Genomic DNA, 23,355 nt, shown 5'->3' on the forward strand with positions numbered 1-23,355 from the left:
TCGTGTTCCTTAAAGGCTTGCGAGATAGTCGATTTCCGGGCTCATCCGGTCGATCGGATTGGACGCCATCGAGCCGGTTTCAGTTATGCGGCTGCTGATTTTCGGAAAGTAGGTCTGCTCCGGATCGATCGGCACGATGAACGCGGCCGGCCCAGGGGCGGACATGAGTTCCTGGAACCGAGCGTCGCTCTCGAAATCAAGTGGCAGCGCCAGCACCGGCACGTCCCATGCGTTGAACACCCGCTCCCAATCGGGCAGCCCCAGGCCCGACGGGCGATCACAGCCGAGATACTTGCCATTAAAGTAGCTGCGCTGCGTCATGCGGATCGAGGCATGGCCCTGATCGTGGAAGATGAAGATCTTCAGATCGCACTGGTTGATCGCCAGCGTGCCGAGTTCTTGGATATTCTGCGCAAAGCCGCCGTCGCCCTCGATCAGGATCGTGCGACGCCCGCCCCCCGCAATTGCGGCACCGATCGCACCCGACAAGCCGTAACCCATCGAAGCGAGCGACTTGTTGGTCAGCATCCGCTGGCCCCAGCGCTGCTTGTAGAGCTGCATCGAAAGCGTGAAGGCACTGCCGCTGGAACAAGGCACGATCAGGTCATCGGGCCGCGTCAGCGCTTCAAGCCGCAGGATGAAGTCGTAAGGCGAGATGTAATGTTCGCCCGTCTTGTTGACATCCTCCACCCGAGGCACCGCGGCACGGATCGCGCGCGCCTGATCAAGCCAGTCGGGCTTGGCCGGCAGCTCGTGCGCGAGCAGCCGGACGAGAAAATCGTCCGCGTCTACGGCAAGCTTCACATCGGTGCGCGGATGCCCCTTGTCGAGTTCCGCCTGATCGATGTCGACGTGAACGATCTTCGCGTCGCGGCCGAACTCCTCCCAGGCAAACCCCGTCTGCTGCAGGCCGAGGCGTGTGCCGACAGCCAGGATCAGATCCGAGCGCTGGATCACGATATTCGCGCTACGCTGGCCCCAGGTATTCGGCCGACCGAGGTAGAAGGGATCCTCCCCACCCACACGGTCCGCACCGTTATACGTGGTCATGGTAGGAACTTGCAGCGCGCCGAGCCGCCCCCGCAGCCGTTCGGCGGTCGCGTAGGAGACACCCCCGCCGATCAGCAGGATCGGCCGCTCGGCTTCTGCATAAAGCGTCGCCACTTCGTCAATCTGAACGTCGGTCGCGGTGGCTAGCGAGGGCGGCACGATGGCCGGCAGCGCCTCTTCCTCGACGGTCGCCGCCTGCACGTCGAGCGGCATTTCCAGGAAGACGGGCCCCTTGCGCGGCTCCCAGCTGGGAGCAACGATCTCGAGGAACTCGGCCGCCGACACCGGCGCGAGCATGCGGCGCGATACCTTGGTGGTCGAGCGCATCAGCTCGACACCATTGACTTCCTGGATGCCGCGGCCGCGCACAGTGCCGTGCGACAAGTCGCTCGTCTTCACCTGCCCGCCAATGACCAGCAATTCGCGGCTCTCGAGCCAAGCCCCCGAAACGGCGGTGACGATGTTGGTGAGCCCGGGACCCGTCGTCACCAGCGCGAGCGCCTTGGCGGGTGCCGCGATCTCATTGAAATATTCGGCGGCGATGCCGGCGGCAACTTCGTGCACCACCGGAACGCCTTTAAGGAACCGGTCAAGGCTCTCCGTCAGGTGCATGATGTTCCCACCACCAACGAAGAAGTAATGCGTATAGCCAGCCGCCTTCAGCCAGGCACCGATCTGGTCGCTATACTTAATCGGCATCGCGCCCTCCCGAGAGCTTGAGCAGCGAGGAGATGATCGTGATCACCTGATGCTGACTCAAACTGTCGATCTTTTCCTTATCATAGCCCCAACTGGCATGGAGCGGCAGATGCACCTTGCCGTCGAACGGCTCAAGGTGCGCATTCATATCGTCGACGTAGACGATGAAATACTCACCCTTTTTCAGCCAACCCTGCGCTTCAGCCACCTTGATCTTGGAGCCGAGCGTGCGGATGTCCTCCTGTCCGAAGATGGGAAGCACATCCGCATCGTAGAATTGTAGCGTTTGGCGGATCGACTCCACATTGCGCGTCGAGAGGACGGCGAAGCGATCCGGATGCTCCAGCAACAGCGGGCGCAAAAGGAAGAAAAAGTCGTAGGGCGACATGACCTTCGGCCATTCAGGATCACCCATCAACTCGGCTCGGGCCGCGAAGAAATCGCGCGAGAAGTTCCAGTCTTCCGGTCCAGGCAGCTCGGCTGGAAGCTTAGCCGGGTCGCGTATCACCCGATCCCGATCGTAGAGCCTGTTATACTGCCAAGCGTCGGTAACGACAGCCCTGAACTCGAGGAACTCCTCGAAGCTCACATCGTCTCGATAGCCGCTGCGGTCCGCGATGGCGCGGTTGCAGACGGTAAAGGCCTCGAAAGCGCTGTTGAACAGGACGCCGTCGAAATCCAGAACGAACTTGACCTCCACAGAGCTTACAGCCGCTCGCGGATCTGCGTGGCGCGCTTGGTCGCCTTGCCGAGCGCCGACTCCATCGGGCCGGTGCGCAGGTCGAGTAACTCAAGCTCCGCAGCGATCGCGGCCTCCAGCGTCCCATCCTGAACGAAGTCGGACGACTTCATGATAACCTTGCGCGTCTCGACATAATCGACCAGCCCGGCCAGTTCCGCGTCCTCGCGCAGCAGGTGCAGCGTCTTGACGTTGACGCTGCCGCCCATCGTGACGTGTCGGCCACGGGCACGCGCCGCTTTTGCGACAACCTTGACCATCTCGATCGTGCGCGGGCTGTCGACACCCTCACCGCCGTAGGAGGCCGTCAGGTCGGACCGTCCGATTGTGACGTCGGTCAGGTGGCTGCCAGCATCGAGGATCTCCTCGATGCGATCGACGGCAGTGATCGTCTCGATCGTGACGCCAATATGCTTGAAGTGACCCGCGGGCAGCGCATCGCGATACTTGCTCATCGCGAAGCCGCTCTCGATCATCGGCGCGACGAGACTCGTGACACCAAGGCGACGCAGGTAGTCGATATCGGACTTCGCCTCGCAACCGCCGATCTTCACGAGATAGTCCAGGCCACGCCGCGCGGCGAAGATTACTTCGACCGCGATTTCCTCACGGCTCAGGCCCTCCGCCTCGAACTCGCCCTTGAGGGACGCAAAGCGACCATAATCAGACACGACAAACCCCTTCACGTTCCAAGCCTTCCGGTGCGTCGTCCCGCTCAGCGGCGGACGAAGCGCGTGATCGTATCGGCAACATAATCGACATGCTCCGCCCCGATCCCGGGGAACAGGCCGATCCAGAAGGTCCGCTCCGTGATGATGTCGGCGTTGGTGAGATCGCCCACCACACGATAGTCGCGCCCGATCATGTACGGCTGGCGCAGCAGGTTGCCGCCGAACAGCAGACGGGTGCCGATCTTCTTGTCGTTCAGGTGCATCACCAGCTCATCGCGCGTGAACTTCAGGCCCTCGCGCAGGGTGAGCAGGAACCCGAACCAGCTGGGATCGCTGTTGGGCGTCGCTTCCGGAAGAATGAAGAACTCTTCAAGCGGCTTCAGCGCTTCGACGAGAAGGCGGAAGTTGCGGCGACGCGCCTCGACGAACTCATCGAGCCGGTCAAGCTGACTGACGCCGACCGCGGCCTGCATGTCGGTGATCTTCAGATTGTAGCCGACATGGCTATAGGTGTATTTGTGATCGTAGCCGGCGGGCAGGTTGCCGAGCTTGTGGCCGAAACGCTTGCCGCAGGTATTGTCCTGACCCGGCTCGCACCAGCAGTCACGGCCCCAGTCGCGCATCGTCTCGATCAGACGCTTGAGGACAGGCGACTTGGTGAATACGGCGCCGCCCTCACCCATCGTGATATGATGCGCGGGGTAGAAGCTCAGCGTGCCGATATCGCCGAAGGTACCCACGCCCTGGCCGTTATAGGTAGCGCCCAGAGCATCGCAGCAATCCTCGACAACCCACAGGTTGTGGCGCTTCGCGACATCCATCACGACACCGAGATCGAACGGATTACCAAGCGTGTGAGCGACCATGATGGCGCGCGTTTTGTCGCTGATCGCCGCCTCGATCATGTCAGGCTTGATGTTGTAGGTCGGGATGTCGATGTCGACGAATACCGGCTTCAGACCGTACTGAATCGACGGGTTCACCGTTGTCGGAAATCCCGTGGCGCAGGTGATCACCTCATCGCCCGGCTTCAGCGCGCGCTTGCGCAGCATCGGCGAGCAGAGCGACGACAAAGCCAGCAGGTTGGCGGACGACCCCGAATTGGTGGTCAGCGCGAACTTGGTGCCGAGGCGCTTAGCCAGCTTCGGCTCGAACTCGGCGTTGAAGCGCCCAGTCGTCAGCCAGAAATCGAGCGACGAGTCGACAAGACTGCGCATGTCGGCTTCGCCATAGACCTTGCCAGAGACCGGAACCGCGCTCTCGCCCGGAACGAAGTCCTTTGGAGCATGAAACGAGCGAGCATATTGTCCGACAAGATCAAGGATCAGTTCGCGAAGGGCGGGTTCGGCAAGGCCGTCGGCGCTCTTCAGCAAGTCCGCGGCGAGCACATCAGAGGTCAACTTTCGTCCCTTCTCAACAGGTTGGCGGGTCCGACATGCCGTCGGCTCGATCTGCCGCGCCTCAAGGCTGGCTTCCATGGCGATTGCTACCCCGCCTTGTCAACTCTACCCACCTTGAGGCTTAATGGTGGGTTTGAAGCCGTGCGGGGCCGCAGCCCCAAGCGGACGACCCGCACCGTCGGACCGCCCACCAAGCCGGGCGCGGGGCGCACCGTCAGCAGTAGACGTCCGCCGGCAGCGAGCGCCTCATATCGCGAGATTTCGGCCGCATAACGGGCGCCTTCGCCGCGGTATCGATCATAATCAGTGAAGATGGCGAAGTCAGCCCGACAGCTTTCCAAACGCGCCGGATTGATCGTGCCAATGTCGACGATCGAGCGGTTGCCGCGCATCTGATACACGGCCGCGGTGCGGATGCGCTGGCGGGCGGCGAGCTTCGGATCGAGGCAGCCAGCATCTCCCGCCGGGTAACGAAACTCCCACGGCTGGCGGATCAGATCGAACGCGAAATGCTCGATCAGCACGGTGCTGCCGGGCGGCGCATGCTGCTTCAGCCAGGCAGAGGCTATGGCGCGTGTGTCGCTCTGCAACTCGCGCGCCTGCGCCGCTGCACGTCCTGCCATGGGCAGCAGCACCGCCACCGCCAGCACAACCGTGATTGACACACGGGCACGGACCGACGGCACGGCATCGACCATGCGCCACAAGCCGATTGCAGCCAAAATAGCGCAGAACGGAAGTCCGGCGACGATCCACCGCGGCCAAATCAGCTGCTGCGAGGAGATGCCGACGAGAAAGGCCAGCATGATCGGCAGCACCACCGCCGCAGGCGCGCCGCCGCGCTGCACGGCTGTGACGACACCGACGCCGATTAACGCAATACCCAACACGCCGAACGAGCCGCGCAGCGGATGCGTCACATACCAGAGCAGGTTGGACGGTAGGCTGCCCCCCGTCGATCCCAGATGCTGCGGCTTCGCCTCGCCCCCTAGATTCGACAACAAGGTCGCGTGATCGAGCACGAGATAGGGGGAGACGAGCAGCAGCGTAACGACGCCGGTGGCAATGCCCGCCACCAGCCACGTGGCCTGCCGCCTTGCCTCGGCGCGACCATCCTGCACGATCCGCAGCACACAGGCGCCGCCGATCCCAGCCATCACCGCCGCCGCTGGCCATTTGGTCGCGCAAGCGACTCCGAGCCAAACTCCTGCGAGCAGATAGGCGCGCAACCGTCCGGTTTGCGATGCCGTGGTCGCAGCCAGCGCGCTGAGCAGCATGAAGGCGCTCGCCTGAATATCGGTGCGCACGATCTGCGACAGGCTGATGTGCAGCGGATTGAGTGCGACGAGAGCCGCCGCCAACAGCCCCACGCGGTGATCCGCCACGCGCCGCCCGAGCAGATAGGTGAGCAGCACGCCTGCAACGCCGAACGCCACAATCATCAGCCGCGCGGGCACCACCACCAGCGAAGGATCGGTGTAGAGCGCCCGGCCAAAGCCGCGCACGTCAGCGAAGCGGCCGGTGAGGATGCCGAAGCCGATCACCCCCGCTTCAATAAGCGCCAGTAGATAGATGGTGACGGTGCCGGGATGGCCGAACCAGCCCGGATTAAGCGTCCGCTCGCTCAGCAGTTTGAGCCCGGTGATGAGGAAAAAGCCTTCATCGGGATCGTAGAGCGCCGGCAGCCCGAATTGCACGCCGACCAGCCGGATCGCCAGCGCCGCCGACAGGATTCCGGCCAACACCGATGCCACGCCCCATTCCCGGTGTGCGGCACCGCGCGAGCGCGGCACATCGAACAGGGGCCAGATCGTGCGGCGGTGGGAAGACGTCAGATCGCCCATGCGCGGGTACGATCCGCCACTTCGCGGTAGGCAGCGATCTGGCGCAGCGTTGCGGCGCGGGCATCCTCGCCGCCATCTACCGAGCGGTGCCAATCGACAATCGCATCGAGGGCTTGGGGAAGGTTCATCGCCGGGCGCCAGCCGAGCTCGTTGCGCGCCTTCGAGCAATCAAGCTTGAGCAATGTCGCCTCGTGCGGCTGCGGGCCTTCGGGCTTGTCCCACGCATCGACGGGCAGGCCCCATCGCTCGAGCATCCGCTCGACGATCCAGCCGACGGGGCGGGTGTCGTCGTCGGCAGGGCCGAAATTCCAGCCGGTCGCGACCGAAGCGTCGCCAGCGAGCAATCGCTCGGCAATGACGATGTAGCCGCCGAGCGCCTCCATGACGTGCTGCCACGGGCGCACGGAACCGGGCGAGCGGATCAGCGGACGTTGACCGGCGGCAAGCGCGCGGACGATGTCGGGAATCAGCCGGTCGAGCGCCCAGTCGGCACCACCGATCACATTGCCCGCGCGCACCGAGGCGATGAGCGGGCCGGACGGATCGGAGAAATACGAACGGCGATAGGCGGAGACGACGAGTTCAGACGCGCCCTTGCTGGCGCTGTAGGGATCGTGGCCGCCCATCGGATCATTCTCGCGATAGGGCCACACCCACTCGCGATTTTCGTAGCACTTGTCGCTGGTTACGCAGATCACCGCGCGAACCGAAGGCGTACGCCGCACCGCGTCCAGCAGGTGCGCGGTGCCCATCACGTTGGTCGCGAACGTCTCGACCGGCTCCGAGTAGGACAGGCGGACGAGCGGCTGCGCAGCGAGGTGCAGCACGAGTTCCGGCTGCGCCTCGGCCATGGCGGCTTCGAGCGCGGCCAGGTCGCGGATGTCGCCATCGATGTGGCGGATTAGCTCGCCGACGCGAGCTTCCTCAAACAGACTGGGCTGGGTCGGCGCAGGCAGCGCATAGCCGGTGATCTCGGCGCCGAGCTCAGCCAGCCACAACGCCAGCCAACTCCCCTTGAAGCCCGTGTCACCTGTCAGGAAAACCCGGCGGCCCCGCCAGCCGGCCTCGCCGCGGACGCTCACCAGCGCTTCCACGGCGCACCGGCCTGCCACAGTTCCTCGAGATGGATCTTGTCGCGCAGCGTATCCATCGGCTGCCAGAAGCCGTCATGACGGAAGCCCATCAGGTCCCCCGTCGCGGCGAGCGTTTCCAGCGGCGCCTGTTCCCAGATCGTCTCCGGGCCGTCGACCAGATCGAGCACGGACGGATCGGCAACGAAGAAGCCGCCGTTGATCAGACCGCCGTCGCCCGCCGGCTTCTCGCGAAAGCCAGTCACCGCCGTGCCGTCGATCTCGAGCGCGCCGAAGCGCCCCGGCGGCGCCACCATCGTGACGGTGGCGCGCTTGCCATGGGCATTGTGGAAGTCGATCAGCGCACCCACGTCGATGTCGGAGACACCATCACCATAGGTGAAGCAGAACGGCTCCCCTTCCGTCAGATAAGGGCGGATCGCTTTCAATCGGCCGCCGGTCATCGTCTCGGGCCCGGTTTCGACGAGCGTGATGCGCCAGGGCTCGCTGCGGCGCTGATGAATCTCCGTCCGGTTCTCGCGCAGATCGATGGTGACATCGGCGGTGTGCAGGAAGTAGTTCGCGAAATACTCCTTGATCATATACCCCTTATAACCCAGGCATACGATGAAGTCGTTCACGCCAAACGACGAATAGATTTTCATGATGTGCCAGATGATCGGCTTGCCGCCGATTTCCACCATGGGCTTCGGGCGAAGCGATGTTTCTTCGCCGAGCCGGGTACCCAGACCCCCGGCCAAGATCACTGCGCGCATGAAAATCCCCTAATCCGGCGGCGGGCATTGGGCGGGTGCGCGATGAGTGTCAAGCGGCACGGAAGTGTCGGCCGCGCTCAATAAACACGGGGGCGTCGCCGCCCTTGCCGGCGGGCAAAGGGCGGCGCGCATCCTCTCCGTCTATATCTGTTCAGCAGGCCGGTTAGGTGCTCAGCCGAAGCGACCCAGCCGATGGTAGAGATTGCTGAACTTGACGCTGTCCGGCGCATCCTCGTTGGCGCGAAGGTAAGCGAGCACGGCTGTCTTCAACAGGCCGAAATCCTCGTTGGAGAAGACCGGGCGGGCGCGCGCTGGCTCGGGGGAGATGGTGGCTTTGTTGGTCACCTCTTGATCCTTTGAAGGTCCGGTCAGGCGAACTGGTTCATCGTGTTGTGGAGGCCGCCGGCCTTGAGCGCGGCCTCGCCGGAAAAATATTCTTTGTGGTCGTCGCCGATGTCGGAGCCCGACATGTTCTGGTGGCGAACGCAGGCAATCCCCTCGCGAATTTCCTTGCGCTGCACGCCGGCGACGTAGCCGAGCATCCCAGCCGCGCCGAAATACTCCTTTGACAGAGCATCGGTGGAGAGCGCGGCGGTGTGATAGGTCGGCAGGGTGATGAGGTGATGGAAGATCCCGGCTCGCTTGGCCGCTTCACTCTGGAAATTGCGGATTCTCTCGTCGGCTTCCCTGGCCAGATCGGTGGCGTCATAGATGACCTCATCAGTGCCGGACGCTCATATGCCGAAACGTCCCGCCCCTCCGCAGCCCAAGCATCGTACACCTGCTGGCGGAAGTTCAGCGTCCAGTTGAAGCTGGGCGAGTTGTTATAGACCAGCTTGGCGTCCGGCACGACCGCGCGAATCCGGTCCACCATGGATGCGATCTGCTCGATGTGCGGCTTCTCCGTCTCGATCCACAGCAAGTCGGCGCCGTTCTGGAGCGCGGTGATGCAATCCAGAACGCAGCGATCCGCCCCGGTGCCCTCACGGAACTGAAACAGGTTTGACGGCAGCCGCTTCGGCCGCATCAGCCGTCCGTCGCGCTCAATCACGACGTCGCCGCGCAGGGTGGATAGGTCCGTCACCTCTTCGCAGTCGAGGAAGGCGTTATACTGGTCGCCAATGTCGCCGGCCTCGCGACTGAAAGCGATCTGCTTGGTCAGGCTCGCGCCCAGCGAGTCGGTGCGGGCGACGATGATGCCGTTCTCGACTCCGAGTTCGAGAAAGGCATACCGGCATGCGCGGATCTTGGCGAGGAAGTCCTCGTGCGGCACCGTCACTTTGCCGTCCTGATGACCGCACTGCTTCTCGTCCGACACCTGGTTCTCGATCTGCAGCGCGCAGGCGCCTGCCTCGATCATCTTTTTCGCCAGCAGATAGGTGGCCTCGGCATTGCCGAAGCCCGCGTCGATGTCGGCGATGATCGGCACGACGTGGCTCTCATAGGTGTCGACCCGCTCGAGCAGATCGCCTTCTTTGGCCGTGTCGCCGGCTGCACGTGCAGCGTCGATCTCGCGGAAGATCATGCCCAGTTCGCGCGCATCGGCCTGGCGGAGGAAGGTGTAGAGTTCCTCGATCAGCGCAGGAACGCTCGTCTTCTCGTGCATCGACTGATCGGGCAACGGCCCGAACCCGGACCGCAGCGCGGCGACCATCCAGCCCGACAGATAAAGGTACCGCCCCTTGGTGGTGCCGAAATGCTTCTTGATCGAGATGATCTTTTGCTGACCGATGAAGCCGTGCCAGCAGCCGAGCGATTGGGTGTAGGCGGCCGGATCGGCATCGAAAGCGGCCATGTCGGCGCGCATCACCTTGGCGGTGTGGCGCGCGATATCGAGACCCGATTGGAAGCGGTTCTGCAGGCGCATCCGCGCGACCGCCTCGGCATCGATCCCGCGCCACGGCGCGCCCGCACTGTCGATCGTGGCGGCGGCGGCGGCGAGATGGTGTTCGTAGCGCATGACCTGATCCCAAGCGTTGATGTTGCACAGGCGTTAACGTCGTGAACCCCGCCGCTGACAGGGAGCGCGCTGTCGAGTTGTGGAACTTGACAAAACACTGCTGTAAAGCTGTGGAGCATTGACATTCGGAGATGGTCGACATGGCGCAGGAGCGCGCTGCCTATATGGGCCCTCGCCTGCGCCGGCTGCGCCGCGATCTCGGCCTGACGCAGCCCGGCATGGCGGCCGACCTTGGCGTCTCCGTCTCTTACGTCTCCCTGCTCGAGAGCAATCAACGGCCGCTCACCGCGGACATGCTGCTAAGGCTCGCGCGCACCTACAAGGTCGATCTTGCCGACTTTGCCGGGGACGGCGGTGCCGAGCTGGCCGGGCGCTTACAGTCAGTGCTGAAGGATCCGCTGTTCGCCGACATCGATCTGCCCGCTTTGCAGGCGGCGGATGTCTCAACCAACTTCCCCGGCATCACCGAAGCGTTCCTGCGCCTGCACGACGCCTACCGTGCCGAGCAGCAGGCGCTGGCAGACCGTCGCGCCGATCCGGGCGCAAGCGCGGGGCCGGCCGACGCGGTCGTCGAGGTCCGTCGATTTCTTGCGGTCAAGCGCAACTGCTTCCCCGCACTGGATGAGGCCGCCGAGCGGATTGCGGAAGCGGTAGCGCAGCATGACAGCGTAGCCGCCTATCTCACGGTGCGGCACCGCTTGCGGGTCCGGCCTCTGCCTCGTGAGGTCATGGCGGGCATGGTGCGGCGGCACGATCCGCACAGCGGCACCATCTTCCTCGACGAAACGCTCGACCGCGAGAGCCGCGCCTTTCAGCTTGCACTCCAGCTCGCCTATCTGGAACTCGCCCCCGCGCTGGATCAGGCGCTGGGCGGCGCCGGCCCGCCCGCCAGTGGTAATGGCCGGCGGCTCGCGCGCCGTGCGCTGGCCAACCATGCCGCCGCCGCCATCCTGATGCCCTATGCCGCTTTTGCCCGCGCGGTGGAGGACAAACGCTACGACGTCGAGGCGCTCGGCCGTCAGTTCGGCACCAGTTTCGAGCAGGTGGCGCACCGGCTGACCACGCTCCAGAAGCCGGGGCAGGAGCGCGTGCCCTTCTTCTTCCTCCGTGTCGATCCGGCGGGCAATATTTCCAAGCGGCTGGACGGCGCGGGCTTTTCCTTCGCCAGCCATGGCGGCGGCTGCCCGCTCTGGTCGGTCCACCACGTCTTCCGCACGCCCGGCGAGGTGGTGACGCAGTGGTTCGAGCTGCCGGACGGCCAGCGCTTCTTCTCGATCGCGCGCACCGTCGTCGCAGGCGGAGGGGCGCATGGCGCGGCGCGACTCACCCGCGCTGTCGCGCTCGGCTGCGCTGCCGAACATGCCTCGCGGCTCGTCTATGCCGCCGCACCCGGCCAGCCCGCGCCGACCCCGATCGGCATTGGCTGCACCCTCTGCCAGCGTGACAGCTGCCCCGCCCGCTCGCTGCCGCCGATCGGCCGGCAGATCCTGCCGGACGACCACCACCGCCGCCACGCCCCCTTCGGCTTCGCCGACGTGTCGGCCTGATGCAGATACTCTGAAACAAGACCAGCTTTCCCTTGGGAATGGCACGGTGTTTCAGCTAAATGCCGGCCTGTGACAGCAAACGCTCCCACCAGTCCGATGCGCGCCGCCTTCGCGCGGTGCCGCCGCCACGTCGCCGCGGCGGCGGGGTTCAGCGCGCTCGTGAACCTGCTCTACATCGCGCCGACGCTCTACATGCTGCAGGTCTATGACCGTGTGGTGCCGACACAGGGCGAGCTGACGCTCCTCTTCCTCACCTTGATCCTGTTGTTCGGGCTGGTCACGCTATCGCTGCTCGATCGGGTCCGCTCGCGCCTGCTGGTGCGTGCGGGCGTCCTGCTTGATGCGGTGCTCGCCCCTACCCTGCTGGACGCGACGCTGCGCCGCCCGGACGCGCCGACCGCCCGCGCCGCGCTGCGTGAATTCGACGCGCTGCGGGTCACGCTGACGGGGCCCGGCATCCTTGCGCTGTTCGACGCGCCGTGGACGCCGATCTACGTGCTGCTCTGCTTCCTGATCCACCCTTGGCTCGGCGTGCTGGCACTGGTCGGCGGTGGCGTGCTGGCGGCGATCGCCTGGCGCAACGAGCGGGCGACACGCGGCGCGCTGGAAAAGGCACAGTCGGCCGCGACGGGCGCCTACGCCGCGCAGGAGGCGTTGCTCGGCGGGGCCGATGCCGTGCGCGCGTTGGGCATGCGGCGGGCGATGGTGTCGCGTCAGCTGCGCGCACGCGAAGCGATGATGACGCAGCAGACCGATGCGGGTTTCGCGGCGGGCAATTATCTCACCGCATCGAAATTCGTCCGCCTTGCGCTACAGAGTCTCGCGCTCGGCACCGGCGCGCTGCTGGCGATCGACAACAAGATTTCGGGCGGTGCGATCTTCGCCGCCTCCTTCCTGATCGCGCGGGCTTTGTCGCCGATCGAACAGCTGATCGGCAGCTGGCGGAGCCTCGTGCTGGCGCGTGACAGCTGGCTGCGGCTGGATCGCCTGCTCGCCGGATCGGTGGTGACGGCGGAGCCGACGCGCCTTCCCGCGCCCCGCGGCGATCTGGTCGTCGAAGGCGTCACGCTGTTCAACGACACGCGCGATGGCACGATCCTCAGCGACATCTCGCTGCGCATCGCGGCGGGCGAGGTGGTGGCAATCGTGGGGCCGAGCGGCGCGGGAAAATCGACATTGGCGCGGATCGTCGCGGCAGCCTCGGTAGCGGATCGGGGGCTGGTGCGGCTGGACGGGGCGGCGCTGGGCGACTGGGATCCGGAGCAGCTGGCACGCCACATCGGCTATCTGCCGCAGGAACCTTCGCTGTTTGCCGGTACGATCAAGGAGAATATTGCGCGGTTCCGCGGTGAGCTGGGCGAGGATGCGGCCGAGCTGGACGCCGCGGTGATTGCCGCTGCAGAGATGGCGCGCGCGCGCGAGCTGATCCAGCATCTGAAGGGCGGCTTCGACTATACGTTGAGGCCGGGCGGCGGCGGTTTGTCCGCGGGTCAGGCGCAGCGTGTGGCACTGGCCCGTGCGATGTTCGGCGATCCCGCCTTGCTGGTGCTGGACGAGCCCAACGCCCATCTCGACTCCGAGGGCGATCAGGCGCTCGTCGCCGCGATCGACCACTATAAGAAGCAAGGGCATACGGTGCTGATCGTCAGCCACAAGCTGAGCATTCTGCCGGTCGTCGACAAGCTCGTGGTGATGCGCGGCGGGCGGGTCGAGCTGTTCGGCCCGCGTGACGAGGTGCTGGCCAAGATCGCGCCGCCGCGGCCACGACCGGTCGGTGCACCGGTCGGACAACAGGTGGCGAACGCATGACGAGCCTTCTGGCCGAGCCGCTTCCCGCCGCCGCTGCAATCGGCAATCCGGGGCGCGACATCCGCAATGGCGGGCTGATCGCCGCCCTGTTCTTCGTCCTGTTTCTCGGCTGGGCGGCCTTTTTCCGGCTGGATGCGGCGGCGCATGCGCCCGGCACGCTGGTCGTCTCCGGCCAGCGGCAGTCGGTGCAGCATCGCGATGGCGGTGTCGTCGGCAAGATCTTCGTCCGCGAGGGGCAGCGCGTCCGTCGCGGGCAGCTGCTCATCAGCCTTGCCGCGCCGGAGGTCCGTGCGAGCGAGCGGGCGCTCGCCTCGCAGGCCATCCGGCTGCTGGCGCAGCGCTCGCGGCTGCGCGCCGAACAACTCGGCGAGGCGCGGGTCACCCCGCCCGCGGAGTTCGCGACGCTGATGGAGGAGGACCGCGCCGAGGCGGCGCTGGTGCTGCGGCTCCAACAGACCGAACTCAACGCCCGTCGCGCGACGCTCTCCGCTCAGCGCGACGCGCTCCAGCAGCGCAGCGCGCAATCTGGCGAACAGGGCCGCGGTTATGGCGAGCAGATGGTCTCCGCGCGCGAGCAGATCCGCATCCTCGACGCGCAGCTCGCCGCTCTCAAGCCCGTCGCCGAGAAGGGCTTCGTCTCGCAGACGCGCCTGCGCGAATTGGAGCGGATGCGTGCCGAGCTGGAGGGCGAGCGAGGGCAATATTCAGCCAGTGTCGCGCAGACGCGCGAGGCCGCGCGCGAAAGCCAGATCCAGCGGCTGGAGGCGGAGCGGTCTTTCCGTGAGCGCACCGTGTCCGAACTGCGCGACGTCGAGACGCAGCTCGGCGACGTGCTGCCGAAGCTGGCTGCCGCACGCGAGCAGCTGGCGCGAACTGAGATCCGAGCGCCGGCCACCGGGGCCGTCGTCGGCCTGTCCATCTTCACGCCCGGCGGCGTGATCGCGGCGGGGCAGAAGCTGATGGATGTCGTGCCCGAGCGGACGCCGCTCCGCGTGCAGGCGCGCATCTCCCCAGACGATGCGGACGATCTGCGCGTCGGCCTGCAGACGCGCGTTCGCTTCCCCAGCCTGCACGAGCGCGACCTGCCCGACCTGAAAGGCTGGCTGAGCCGGGTGTCGGCCGACAGCTTCACCGACGAGAAGACGGGCATCACCTACTTCACCGCCGAGGTCACCGTTCCGCCCGAACAGCTGCGCGTGCTGAACGATTATCGCGGCAAGGACTTCCAATTGCGCCCCGGCATGCCTGCCGACGTGCTGATCCCGCTACGTGAGCGGACCGCGCTGGATTATGCGCTCGAGCCGCTGATCGGTGCCTTCTGGGGCTCGTTCCGCGAGCATTGAGGCCTGCGCGGGCGTAGTCCGAGCGATTGGGGGGTGAAATTGCCGATGCGACGTGGCGCGATGATAACGGCGGCAATGCTAGCCTGTGCGGCGCCCGCAGCGGAGGCGGCCACACTGCTGCTCAAACCGGCGCGCGTATTCGACGGCGTCGATCCGCGGCCGCACGAAGGCTGGCAGGTGCTGGTGGAGGGTGACCGGATCACCGCCGCCGGCCCGGCGCTCGCCGCACCGGCGGGCGCGGAGGTGATTGAGCTGCCGGGTGCCACTTTGATGCCGGGCATGATCGAGGGGCACGGTCACCTGTTCCTCCACCCCTACAACGAAACGCCGTGGACCGATCAGGTGCTGCACGAGCCGCTGGCGCTGCGCACCGCGCGGGCAGTGGCGCAGGCGGTGGCGACGCTGAAGGCGGGCTTCACCACCGAGCGCGATCTCGGCACGGAGGGCGCGGGCTATGCCGACGTCGGCCTCCGCCAAGCGATCGACAAGGGCATCGTGCCGGGCCCGCGCATGCTCGTCGCGACCAAGGCGATCGTCGCACGCGGCGCTTATGGCCCCAAGGGGTTCGAACCCGGCGTGGAGATACCGCAAGGCGCGCAGGAAGTCAGCGGCGTCGACGAGATCGTCGCGGCAGTGCGCGAGCAGATCGGTGCGGGTGCCGATGTGGTTAAGCTCTACGCCGACTATCACTTCCAACCCGGTGAGCCGAGCCGCCCAACCCTGTCGCAACAGGAAATCTCAGCCGCGGTGGCAACGGCGCATGATGCCGGCCGGCCAGTTGCCGTCCATGCGGCCACGGCGGAAGGGATGCGACGCTCCATCGCCGCTGGTGTCGATACGCTCGAACATGGCTATGGCGGCACGGCCGAGCTGTTCCGTGCCATGCGGGACAAGGACATCGCCTTCTGCCCCACCCTCGCCGCCTCCGATGCGGTCTCCCGCTATCGCGGCTGGCAGGGTGCGGAGCCCGCACCCGAAGCCGTGGCGGAGAGCCGCCGCGCCTTCGCCCTGGCGCGTGCGGCGGGCACGCCGATCTGCATGGGTGGCGATGTCGGCGTCTATGCGCATGGCGACAATGCGCGCGAGATGGTGCTGATGCAGGCGGCTGGGATGCAGGCGGCACAGGTGATGATCGCGGCAACTTCCGGCAACGCCCGCTATTTCGGTCAGGCTGCGCGGCTGGGCAGCGTCAAGCCGGGCCTGCTGGCGGATCTGGTCGCGGTGGACGGCGATCCCACGCGCGACGTGACGGCCGTGAAGAAGGTGCGGCTGGTGGTGAAGGGCGGCGTTGTGGTGCGGTAAGCGGTTTCCCGTCATCCCAGCGGAAGCCGGGGTGACGGGTCCGTTCAGCGCGCTGCCAGCACCGGCTCCGGCGCGGTCTGCCAGCCGCCGCCGAGTGCACGGAACAGATCGACCTGCGCATCCGCCACCGCCGCATCGGACGCCGCCAGATCGCCTTCCGCCAGCGCCGAGGTCCGCTCCGCATCCAGCACGACGAGGAAGTCGGCGCGCCCTTCCCGCAGTTGCGCGCGGGTGATCGTCGCCGCGGTGCGCGCCTGCGCGGCGGCATCGCTGAGCGCCTGCTGCCGCTGAAGCGCCGCGCTGTAGCGAGCAAGCGCCGTCTCCGTCTCCTGAAGCGCGGTCAGCACCGTCTGGTCGAAGCGGGCGAGCTCGCCGCGTGCGGCCGCATCCGCCTGGGCGATGCGGGCGCGGTTCGCCTCCTGGTTCGGAAAGGCCCAGCTGAGCAGCGGGCCGAGCAGCCAGCGGAACGGCCCGCCGGTGAACATGTCACCCAGCGACGTGCTAGTCGATCCGATCGAGCCGCCCAGCGAGATGGTTGGATAGAGCGCGGCGGTCGCCACCCCGATGCGCGCGGTCTGCGCCGCCAGCCGCCGCTCCGCCTCGCGAATGTCGGGGCGCCGCGCCAGCAGTCCGCGCCCGTCGCCGACCGGGATCGGCTGTGCGAGGCGGAGCGTGGTGGTGCGTTGCGTCGCCTCGACCGGCAGGTCGGCCGGCGTGCGGCCGGTGAGCGTGGCGAGGCGGAACAGGGCGGCGGCACGATCGGCGCGGAGCGGCGGCAGCGTGGCGCGCTGCTGATCGCGCAGGGCGCTCGCGCGGCTGACATCGAGCCGGCTCGACCGACCGGCCTCGAAGCGCTTGCCGGTCAGTGTCACCGTGCGGTCGAGCAGGCCGAGCGTACGCTCCGCTACTGCCAGCCGCTCGGCCGAGGAGACCGCATCGGCATAAGCGCGGGCAGTTTCGGCAGCCACGGCTACCCGCGTCGCGTCGAGCGCGCCCCGGGCGGCCTCCGCATCGCCTCGCGCCGCCTCAATCGAGCGGGTGACGCGGCCGAACAGGTCGAGCTCGTAGGAGACGCTGAGGCCCGCATCGTAGATCACGTCCTCGCGCTTCAGGCCCGGCACCTGCTGCTGGCCGAGGATGCGGCGGCCATATTGCGCGCTGGCGTCGATCCCCGTCTGCGGCAGGCGGCCGGCGCGCTGCTCGCGCAGCACCGCCCGCGCCTGCGCGAGATTGGCGATCGCGACGGCGACGTCCTTGTTGGCGACGAGCGCGTCGGCGACCAGCCGGTCGAGCACAGGATCGGCATAAAGCCGCCACCACTCGCCCTCGGGCTCCGCCGCGGTGACGGCGGCGGATTGGCCGATGAACGGCTGCGCCGCGCTGCCGGCAGTCTGCGGCGCCTTGTAGTCGGGCCCGACGGCACAACCGGCAAGGGCAGTGGCGGCCAGCAGGATGCTGAGCGGACGGGTCATGGCAGGAGCCCTCATTCGGCCGGGACCGCGGCCGGCGCCTGGGTGCCGCCGCGGTTGCGGCGGAAGCGCTCGGCCAGCGTGCGGCAGGCGACGTAGAAGATCGGCGTGAAGACGAGGCCGAAGAAGGTGACGCCGAGCATGCCGGAGAAGACGGCGGTGCCGAGCGCCTGGCGCAGTTCCGCACCCGGGCCGCTCGCGATCACCAGCGGCACCACGCCGAGGATGAAGGCGAAGCTGGTCATCAGGATTGGCCGCAACCGCTGCTGCGCGGCGTGGACCACGGCATCGACGATGCCCCTGCCCTCATCCTCGCCCTGCTTGGCGAATTCGACGATCAGGATGGCGTTCTTGGCGGCCAGACCGATCAGCACGATCAGGCCGATCTGCGTCAGCACGTTATTGTCCATCCCACGCAGGTTCACGCCGATCATCGCCGCCAGCAGCGTCATGGGCACGATCAGGATGATCGCCAGCGGCAGCATCAGGCTTTCGAACTGGGCGGCCAGCACGAGGAAGACGAACAGGGTGGCGGCAGCGAACACGATGATCGCCGCGTTGCCCGCCATCTTCTGCTGGTAGGCGACCTCGGTCCACTCGGTGGTGACACCCTGCGGCAGGTTGGCCGTCAGCCGCTCCATCGCCGCGATCGCCTCGCCCGACGAGTGGCCGGGCTTCAGATCACCCTCGATGTCGATCGCGGGATAGAGGTTGTAGCGGATGGCGCGGTAGGGGCCGGCCCGGTCCTCGAACTTTGCCACCGAGCCCACCGGCACCATCGCGCCGGAGGCCGAGCGCGTCTTCAGCAGCGACACGTCTGCCGCATCGTCGCGGAATGGCAGATCCGCCTGTGCGGTCACGCGGAAAGTGCGGCCGAGCAGGTTGAAATCGTTGACGTAGGCCGAGCCGAGATAGACCTGCAGCGCTTCGAACACGCGGCTCGGGTTCACGCCCAGCATGTCGGCCTTCGCCCGGTCGATATCGGCATAAAGGCGGGGCGCCGCGGCCTCGAATTTGGTGTGGACCATGGCGAGCGCCGGATCCTTGTTCGCCTCGCCGATGATGCCCCAGGCGATCTTGTTCAGCTCGCCATAGCCTTTGCCCGCACGGTCCTGGAGCATCAGCTTGAAGCCGCCGCCCGTGCCGATGCCGCGGATCAGCGGCGGCGGGATGACGAAGACGCGGCCGGCATTGATCCCGCCGGCAATCTTCTGCGCTGCACCGAAGATGTCGTGCTCGGTCTGCCCGCCATGCTTGGCCCGCTCCTCGAACGAGTCGAACACGAGGAAGGCGGCCGCAGCATTCGAGGCCTGCGTGCCGGACGGCGCGTGGAAGCCGGTCAGCATCACGGCGCCCTTCACGCCGGGGATTTTCATCATCTTGTCGGCGGTCTCGCGCAGCACCTTGTCCGTCTGCGCAAGCGAGGTGCCCGGCGGCGTGAAGGTGGCGGCGAGGATGTAACCCTGATCCTGCGTCGGCACGAAGCCGACCGGCGTCGCGCTGAAGGCGAACACGGCGGCGACGAGCAGGCCGGCATAGCTGAACAACATCGTCTTCGGCCGAGCCAGCAGCCGGCGCGTGGTCGCCGCATACCAAGCGCTCAGCCGGTCGAACCCGGCATTGAAGCGCCGGCCGCCTTCCTGCACCAGCCGCTGCCAGCGGTTGCCGGTCGCCTCCTCATGCTTCGGACGCAGCAGGATAGCGGCGAGCGCGGGCGAGAGGGTGAGCGATAGGACCAGCGAGATGATCGTCGCCGACGCGATGGTGACGGCGAATTGGCGATAGAATTGCCCGGTCAGCCCGGTCAGGAACATCGTCGGCACGAACACCGCGCACAGCACCAGCACGATCGCGATCAGCGCCGTCGACACCTCGTCCATCGACTTGTGCGCGGCCTCGCGCGGGGTGAGCCCCGCCTCCAGGTTCCGCTCGACATTCTCGACCACGACGATCGCGTCATCGACCACGATGCCGATCGCCAGCACCAGCCCGAAAAGTGACAGGTTGTTCAGGCTGAACCCCGCCGCCGCCAGCACCGCGAACGTGCCGGTGAGCGACACCGGGATCGCCAGCACCGGAATGATCGCCGCCCGCCAGCTCTGCAGGAAGACGAGGATGACGATGACGACGAGGATCACCGCCTCGAACAAAGTGTGCTGCACAGCCTTGACGGATTCGCGGATGAACTCGGTCGGGTTGTAGATGACGCGATATTCGAGCCCGGCGGGGAAGCGCTTGGACATCGTGTCGATCTCGGCCAGCACTGCATCCGCCGCGGCGAGCGCGTTGGACCCGGGCCGCTGGAAGACGGCGATGCCGAGCGACTGCTGTCCCGACAGGTAGGTGTTGACGCCATAATCCTCGGCGCCGAGCTCCACCCGCGCCACATCGCGCAGGCGGGTCAGGCGGCCCTCGGCATCCGTCTTGATGACGATATTCTCGAACTGCTCGGGGCTGGTCAGCCGGCCCTGCGTCTCGACGTTTAGCTCGTAGGCGGGTGCGGACGTCTCGGGCGGGCGGCCGATCGCGCCGGCGGCGACCTGGACGTTCTGCGAGCGGAGCGCCTCGACGATCTCGCCCGCGGTCATGTTGCGCGAAGCGGCACGGCCCGGATCGATCCACACGCGCATCGCGAAATCGCGCGCGCCGAAGATGCGCACTTCGCCCACGCCGTCGAGGCGGGCGAGCCGGTCCTTCATCTGGGTCAGCGCATAATTGGAGATGTAGGCGCGATCGAGCACGTTGCCCGGCGAGACGAGGTTGGCGACCAGCAGGAAGTCGGGCGCGGTCTTGCGCGTCACGACACCCTGGCGGCGCACCTCCTCGGGCAGGCGCGGCTCGGCCTGCGCGACGCGGTTCTGCACCAGCACCTGCGCCTCATCGAGATCGGTGCCGAGCTTGAACGTGACGGTGATCGTCAGCCGCCCGTCGCCGGTGGACTGCGAAGACACGTAGAGCATGTTGTCGACGCCGTTGATCTCCTGCTCCAGCGGCGCAGCGACGGTATCGGCGATCGTCTCGGACGAGGCGCCGGGATAGGTGGCGCTGACCGTCACGGTCGGCGGTACCACATCGGGATATTGCGACACGGGCAGGCCGAAATAGGCGAGCGCGCCGATGATGGTGATGACGACCGCGATCACGCCCGCAAAGATCGGGCGTTCGATAAAGGTATGGCTCAGGCGCATGGCTCTGCCCCCTTCTTGATATGTGGGCCCGCCGCGAACGGCGGGCATGCGCCGTCAGCGGGCGGCGAGCGTCGCCTGGGAGGCGGCGGGGCCGCTGGCGGGTGTGTCCGGTGCTTCGGGTGCTGCCTCGATCCGGCCGGCCGTGGCGGATACGGGCGCGCCCGGCTGCGCATTCTGCGTGCCGCTGATGATTACCCGGTCGGTCGGCTTCAGGCCGCCGCGGATGACGCGGAGACCCGCGACCAGTGGACCGGCCGTGACGGGCTTGGCGACCGCCTTGCCGCCCTCGACGACGAACACCGTCTTGCGGCCGATATCGGTGACGACCGCAGCGTCGGGCACCAGCAACGCCTGCGCATAGCCGCCCTCGCCCATCCGCATGTTGCCGAACATGCCGGGGGTGAGGAAATAATCCGGATTGCGGATCACCGCCCGCCCGCGGATCGTGCCCGAGCCGCGATCGATCGCATTGTCGACGAAATCGACGCGCCCCTGCCAGCGATAACCGGTCTCGTCCTGCAGGCGGACCTGCACCTCGGCGGCACCCTGCTTGGCGCGGCGCTGCTTGAGGTAGAGCGCCTCGGAACCGTCGAACGCGAAGTAGATCGGATCAAGCGCGTTGATCGTCGTCAGCACGGTCGCGCTCGACGCACTGTCGCCGGAGACGAGATTGCCGATATCGACCCGCCGGTCCGAGATGCGGCCCGAAATGGGCGCGCGGACCTGCGTGAACTCGACATCAAGGCGCCGTGCTTCGACCTGCGCGCGCGCGGCGGCGAGTGCTGCCACGGCGGACTGGGCACGGGCGCGAAGCGAATCCACCTCCTCGGCGCTGACCGCCTGATCGGCGACGAGACGCTCGGCCCGCTTCAGCTCGCTCCGCGCAAGTGCGAGTGCGGTGACAGCCGACTGGGCACGCGCCTGCGCCTCGCGTAGCGATGCGACGAACGGCCGCGGATCGATGGTGAAGAGCAGCTGGCCCTTGCGGACGACATCGCCATCCTTGAACCGGATCGACTCCAGCGCGCCGGACACGCGGGGTCGGATCTCCACCGCCTGGCTCGCCTCGAAGCGGCCGACATAATCGTCCCATTCGGCCACCTGGCGGACGAGCGGCGCACTGACCGTCACCGATGGCGGCGGCGGCGGGGCGGCCACGGGATCGCCGCTCGTCAGCCGATAGGCGCCGAACAGCAACAGGCCGCCGGCGGGCAGCGCCAGCCATGCCAGGCGCCGGCGGCGCGCTCTGGTCTCGCTCGCAACGCCGGTCGGCGTGCCGCCCGCCGGATCGCCCTTCACATCGGATAGGTACATGATGCCGCTCCCTCCCCGGCTGCGCTCAACCGCGCGCGCCGGATCGCGGCCGACCGCCAAGATAGCCGGTCAGCCCCCAAGCCTGCCCCGCCGTGTATCCGGCGGCGACAAGCGCCTCGACATCCTCCCTGCCCATCAAGTCCCGGTGGTAGCGCGCCTTCGATGCGAAGCGGCGCAGCGCCTCCAGGTGCGGATCGGCCAGCGGGCGAGCCGGCTCGATCCCGAACAACACGCCGAGCGTCCGGCCGAGCCAGCCGCCGCGCCGCCGTTCCCGTGCGACATCGACCTGCTCACCGAGCCCGATGGCCCGCAACTCCACGGGTGAGAAGCGCACCGCCTCCGCCACGTCGGCTGCCGCGCCACCCCATGATTCGAACGCCATATACGCCATGGCGCGCACTCCTGTCCTGAAAAATGTAACTGAACGGTACGTCCTTGAAGCGCACGTACCGATCGGTTACATCCTGGTCAATCCCGAGGGAGCGCCGGATCATTGCGGTGGTGAAAAAAGTTCTTTGCAGCGATCAAGCTTGTGGCGGCGACCGGAAGGGCGCGGCCGCCCGTGTATTTGAAGCGGCTCGGGATCTGTTCTACCGGCGCGGCATCCGCGCGGTCGGCGTGGACGAGATCGTCAGCCAGGCCGGCGTGACGAAGCCAAGCCTTTATCGTGCCTTCGCTTCCAAGGACGATCTTGTGGCCGCCTGCCTGACGGAAAGCGCGCGTGGCAGCACGGCCGATCTCGACGCGCTCCTGGCAGAGCTGCCGGACGATCCGGAGGCGCAGCTGCGCGCCATCGTCCGCCACTTCGCCCGCAAGATCGCCGATCCCGGCTTCCGCGGATGCCCCCTCAGCAACACCGCGGTCGAGTTCCCCGAGCCCGGCCATCCCGGCCGCGCCGTGCTGGAGACGTGCAAGGCAAATCTGCGCGGCCGAATGGTCGGCATTGCGCGTGGTCTGCCGCAGGTGGACGCGGAGACGCTGGCCGACGGGCTGATCCTGCTGATCGAGGGGGCGATGGCTAGCCACCATATCTTCGGCAGCCAGGGGCCGAGCGGCTCGCTGATCGCATGCGGCGATCAGTTGATCAGCTCGCACCTCGTCCGCACACCCGCCTGAGCGAAGGAGTCTAGACCGGCGCCGCGTGCGTCCGGGCATAGGCGCGCCCCGCAAGCCC

The 23,355-nt window shown here is 66.9% G+C and carries 17 protein-coding genes and 1 pseudogene; 5 read left to right on the forward strand and 13 right to left on the reverse strand.

The genetic code is table 11. The annotated features are described in order from the left end of the window. Positions 1-9: 9 nt before the first annotated feature. The 9 genes and pseudogenes from BM360_RS03680 to BM360_RS03715 all read right to left on the reverse strand — a co-directional run bounded on the left by BM360_RS03680 (position 10) and on the right by BM360_RS03715 (position 10,209). Positions 10-1,749, reverse strand: coding sequence for a thiamine pyrophosphate-binding protein (locus tag BM360_RS03680; protein WP_242653302.1), 1,740 nt, complete (start codon positions 1,747-1,749; stop codon positions 10-12). Further along, entirely contained in the window at positions 1,739-2,449 is a 711-nt protein-coding gene (locus tag BM360_RS03685; RefSeq protein ID WP_093310897.1) for a hypothetical protein, read from the reverse strand. The genes BM360_RS03680 and BM360_RS03685 overlap by 11 nt, the downstream gene beginning before the upstream one ends. A gap of 5 nt (positions 2,450-2,454) precedes the next feature. Beyond that, positions 2,455-3,159 carry an aldolase/citrate lyase family protein gene (locus BM360_RS03690; RefSeq protein ID WP_165611194.1) on the reverse strand — a complete coding sequence of 235 codons (705 nt, stop codon included), beginning with the start codon at positions 3,157-3,159 and terminating at the stop codon, positions 2,455-2,457. Between the two features lie 44 nt (positions 3,160-3,203). Beyond that, the gene (gene rfbH, locus BM360_RS03695; RefSeq protein WP_242653399.1) at positions 3,204-4,547 is read right to left on the reverse strand and encodes a lipopolysaccharide biosynthesis protein RfbH; all 1,344 of its coding nucleotides are present in this window, start codon (positions 4,545-4,547) and stop codon (positions 3,204-3,206) included. Positions 4,548-4,645: 98 nt separating this feature from the next. Next, positions 4,646-6,403, reverse strand: coding sequence for an ArnT family glycosyltransferase (locus BM360_RS03700; RefSeq protein ID WP_093310906.1), 1,758 nt, complete (start codon positions 6,401-6,403; stop codon positions 4,646-4,648). Beyond that, entirely contained in the window at positions 6,391-7,485 is a 1,095-nt protein-coding gene (gene rfbG / locus BM360_RS03705; protein ID WP_093313700.1) for a CDP-glucose 4,6-dehydratase, read from the reverse strand. Before rfbG ends, BM360_RS03700 begins: the two co-directional genes overlap by 13 nt. Beyond that, complete coding sequence (gene rfbF / locus BM360_RS03710) at positions 7,482-8,249, reverse strand: glucose-1-phosphate cytidylyltransferase (protein ID WP_093310909.1); 768 nt, start codon at positions 8,247-8,249, stop codon at positions 7,482-7,484. Before rfbF ends, rfbG begins: the two co-directional genes overlap by 4 nt. Before the next feature lie 171 nt (positions 8,250-8,420). Next, positions 8,421-8,594 carry a hypothetical protein gene (locus BM360_RS19485; RefSeq protein WP_165611195.1) on the reverse strand — a complete coding sequence of 58 codons (174 nt, stop codon included), beginning with the start codon at positions 8,592-8,594 and terminating at the stop codon, positions 8,421-8,423. 23 nt (positions 8,595-8,617) lie between these two features. Beyond that, positions 8,618-10,209: pseudogene (locus BM360_RS03715) on the reverse strand (isocitrate lyase). Between the two features lie 140 nt (positions 10,210-10,349). Between BM360_RS03715 and BM360_RS03720 the strand changes: the two are divergent. The 4 genes from BM360_RS03720 to BM360_RS03735 all read left to right on the forward strand — a co-directional run bounded on the left by BM360_RS03720 (position 10,350) and on the right by BM360_RS03735 (position 16,210). After that, complete coding sequence (locus BM360_RS03720) at positions 10,350-11,756, forward strand: helix-turn-helix domain-containing protein (protein WP_093313702.1); 1,407 nt, start codon at positions 10,350-10,352, stop codon at positions 11,754-11,756. A gap of 96 nt (positions 11,757-11,852) precedes the next feature. Beyond that, positions 11,853-13,565, forward strand: a complete 1,713-nt coding sequence (locus BM360_RS03725; RefSeq protein ID WP_093310910.1) for a type I secretion system permease/ATPase — start codon at positions 11,853-11,855, stop codon at positions 13,563-13,565. Continuing rightward, positions 13,562-14,908, forward strand: coding sequence for an HlyD family type I secretion periplasmic adaptor subunit (locus BM360_RS03730; protein WP_093310912.1), 1,347 nt, complete (start codon positions 13,562-13,564; stop codon positions 14,906-14,908). The genes BM360_RS03725 and BM360_RS03730 overlap by 4 nt, the downstream gene beginning before the upstream one ends. Before the next feature lie 75 nt (positions 14,909-14,983). Next, complete coding sequence (locus BM360_RS03735) at positions 14,984-16,210, forward strand: metal-dependent hydrolase family protein (RefSeq protein ID WP_242653303.1); 1,227 nt, start codon at positions 14,984-14,986, stop codon at positions 16,208-16,210. A 44-nt stretch (positions 16,211-16,254) separates the two neighbouring features. Here the strand turns inward: BM360_RS03735 and BM360_RS03740 are convergent, their stop codons facing one another. From BM360_RS03740 to BM360_RS03755, 4 genes are read right to left on the reverse strand one after another with little or no spacing between them, the layout of a single operon-like run. After that, a complete protein-coding gene (locus BM360_RS03740) occupies positions 16,255-17,682 on the reverse strand; it encodes an efflux transporter outer membrane subunit (RefSeq protein ID WP_093310918.1) in 1,428 nt (475 codons plus the stop codon). Positions 17,683-17,693: 11 nt separating this feature from the next. Further along, positions 17,694-20,867 carry an efflux RND transporter permease subunit gene (locus BM360_RS03745; protein WP_093310919.1) on the reverse strand — a complete coding sequence of 1,058 codons (3,174 nt, stop codon included), beginning with the start codon at positions 20,865-20,867 and terminating at the stop codon, positions 17,694-17,696. Between the two features lie 54 nt (positions 20,868-20,921). Beyond that, positions 20,922-22,181 carry an efflux RND transporter periplasmic adaptor subunit gene (locus tag BM360_RS03750; RefSeq protein ID WP_093313704.1) on the reverse strand — a complete coding sequence of 420 codons (1,260 nt, stop codon included), beginning with the start codon at positions 22,179-22,181 and terminating at the stop codon, positions 20,922-20,924. A 25-nt stretch (positions 22,182-22,206) separates the two neighbouring features. Further along, positions 22,207-22,572 carry a hypothetical protein gene (locus BM360_RS03755; RefSeq protein WP_093310921.1) on the reverse strand — a complete coding sequence of 122 codons (366 nt, stop codon included), beginning with the start codon at positions 22,570-22,572 and terminating at the stop codon, positions 22,207-22,209. A 110-nt stretch (positions 22,573-22,682) separates the two neighbouring features. Here BM360_RS03755 and BM360_RS03760 point away from each other — a divergent pair, with 110 nt between their 5' ends. Then, a complete protein-coding gene (locus BM360_RS03760; protein ID WP_093313706.1) occupies positions 22,683-23,297 on the forward strand; it encodes a TetR/AcrR family transcriptional regulator in 615 nt (204 codons plus the stop codon). Positions 23,298-23,355: the final 58 nt, after the last annotated feature.

Source organism: Sphingomonas jatrophae, assembly GCF_900113315.1.
Lineage (GTDB): Bacteria > Pseudomonadota > Alphaproteobacteria > Sphingomonadales > Sphingomonadaceae > Sphingomonas_P > Sphingomonas_P jatrophae.

Excerpts from the sequence above, each read along its gene's own strand:
- BM360_RS03680 (WP_242653302.1), bottom strand. The coding sequence starts at position 1,749 with ATGCCGATTAAGTATAGCGACCAGATCGGTGCCTGGCTGAAGGCGGCT.
- BM360_RS03700 (WP_093310906.1), bottom strand. The coding sequence starts at position 6,403 with ATGGGCGATCTGACGTCTTCCCACCGCCGCACGATCTGGCCCCTGTTC.
- rfbF (WP_093310909.1), bottom strand. The coding sequence starts at position 8,249 with ATGCGCGCAGTGATCTTGGCCGGGGGTCTGGGTACCCGGCTCGGCGAA.
- BM360_RS03720 (WP_093313702.1), top strand. The coding sequence starts at position 10,350 with ATGGCGCAGGAGCGCGCTGCCTATATGGGCCCTCGCCTGCGCCGGCTG.
- BM360_RS03725 (WP_093310910.1), top strand. The coding sequence starts at position 11,853 with ATGCGCGCCGCCTTCGCGCGGTGCCGCCGCCACGTCGCCGCGGCGGCG.
- BM360_RS03730 (WP_093310912.1), top strand. The coding sequence starts at position 13,562 with ATGACGAGCCTTCTGGCCGAGCCGCTTCCCGCCGCCGCTGCAATCGGC.
- BM360_RS03735 (WP_242653303.1), top strand. The coding sequence starts at position 14,984 with ATGCTAGCCTGTGCGGCGCCCGCAGCGGAGGCGGCCACACTGCTGCTC.
- BM360_RS03740 (WP_093310918.1), bottom strand. The coding sequence starts at position 17,682 with ATGACCCGTCCGCTCAGCATCCTGCTGGCCGCCACTGCCCTTGCCGGT.
- BM360_RS03745 (WP_093310919.1), bottom strand. The coding sequence starts at position 20,867 with ATGCGCCTGAGCCATACCTTTATCGAACGCCCGATCTTTGCGGGCGTG.
- BM360_RS03750 (WP_093313704.1), bottom strand. The coding sequence starts at position 22,181 with ATGTACCTATCCGATGTGAAGGGCGATCCGGCGGGCGGCACGCCGACC.
- BM360_RS03755 (WP_093310921.1), bottom strand. The coding sequence starts at position 22,572 with ATGGCGTATATGGCGTTCGAATCATGGGGTGGCGCGGCAGCCGACGTG.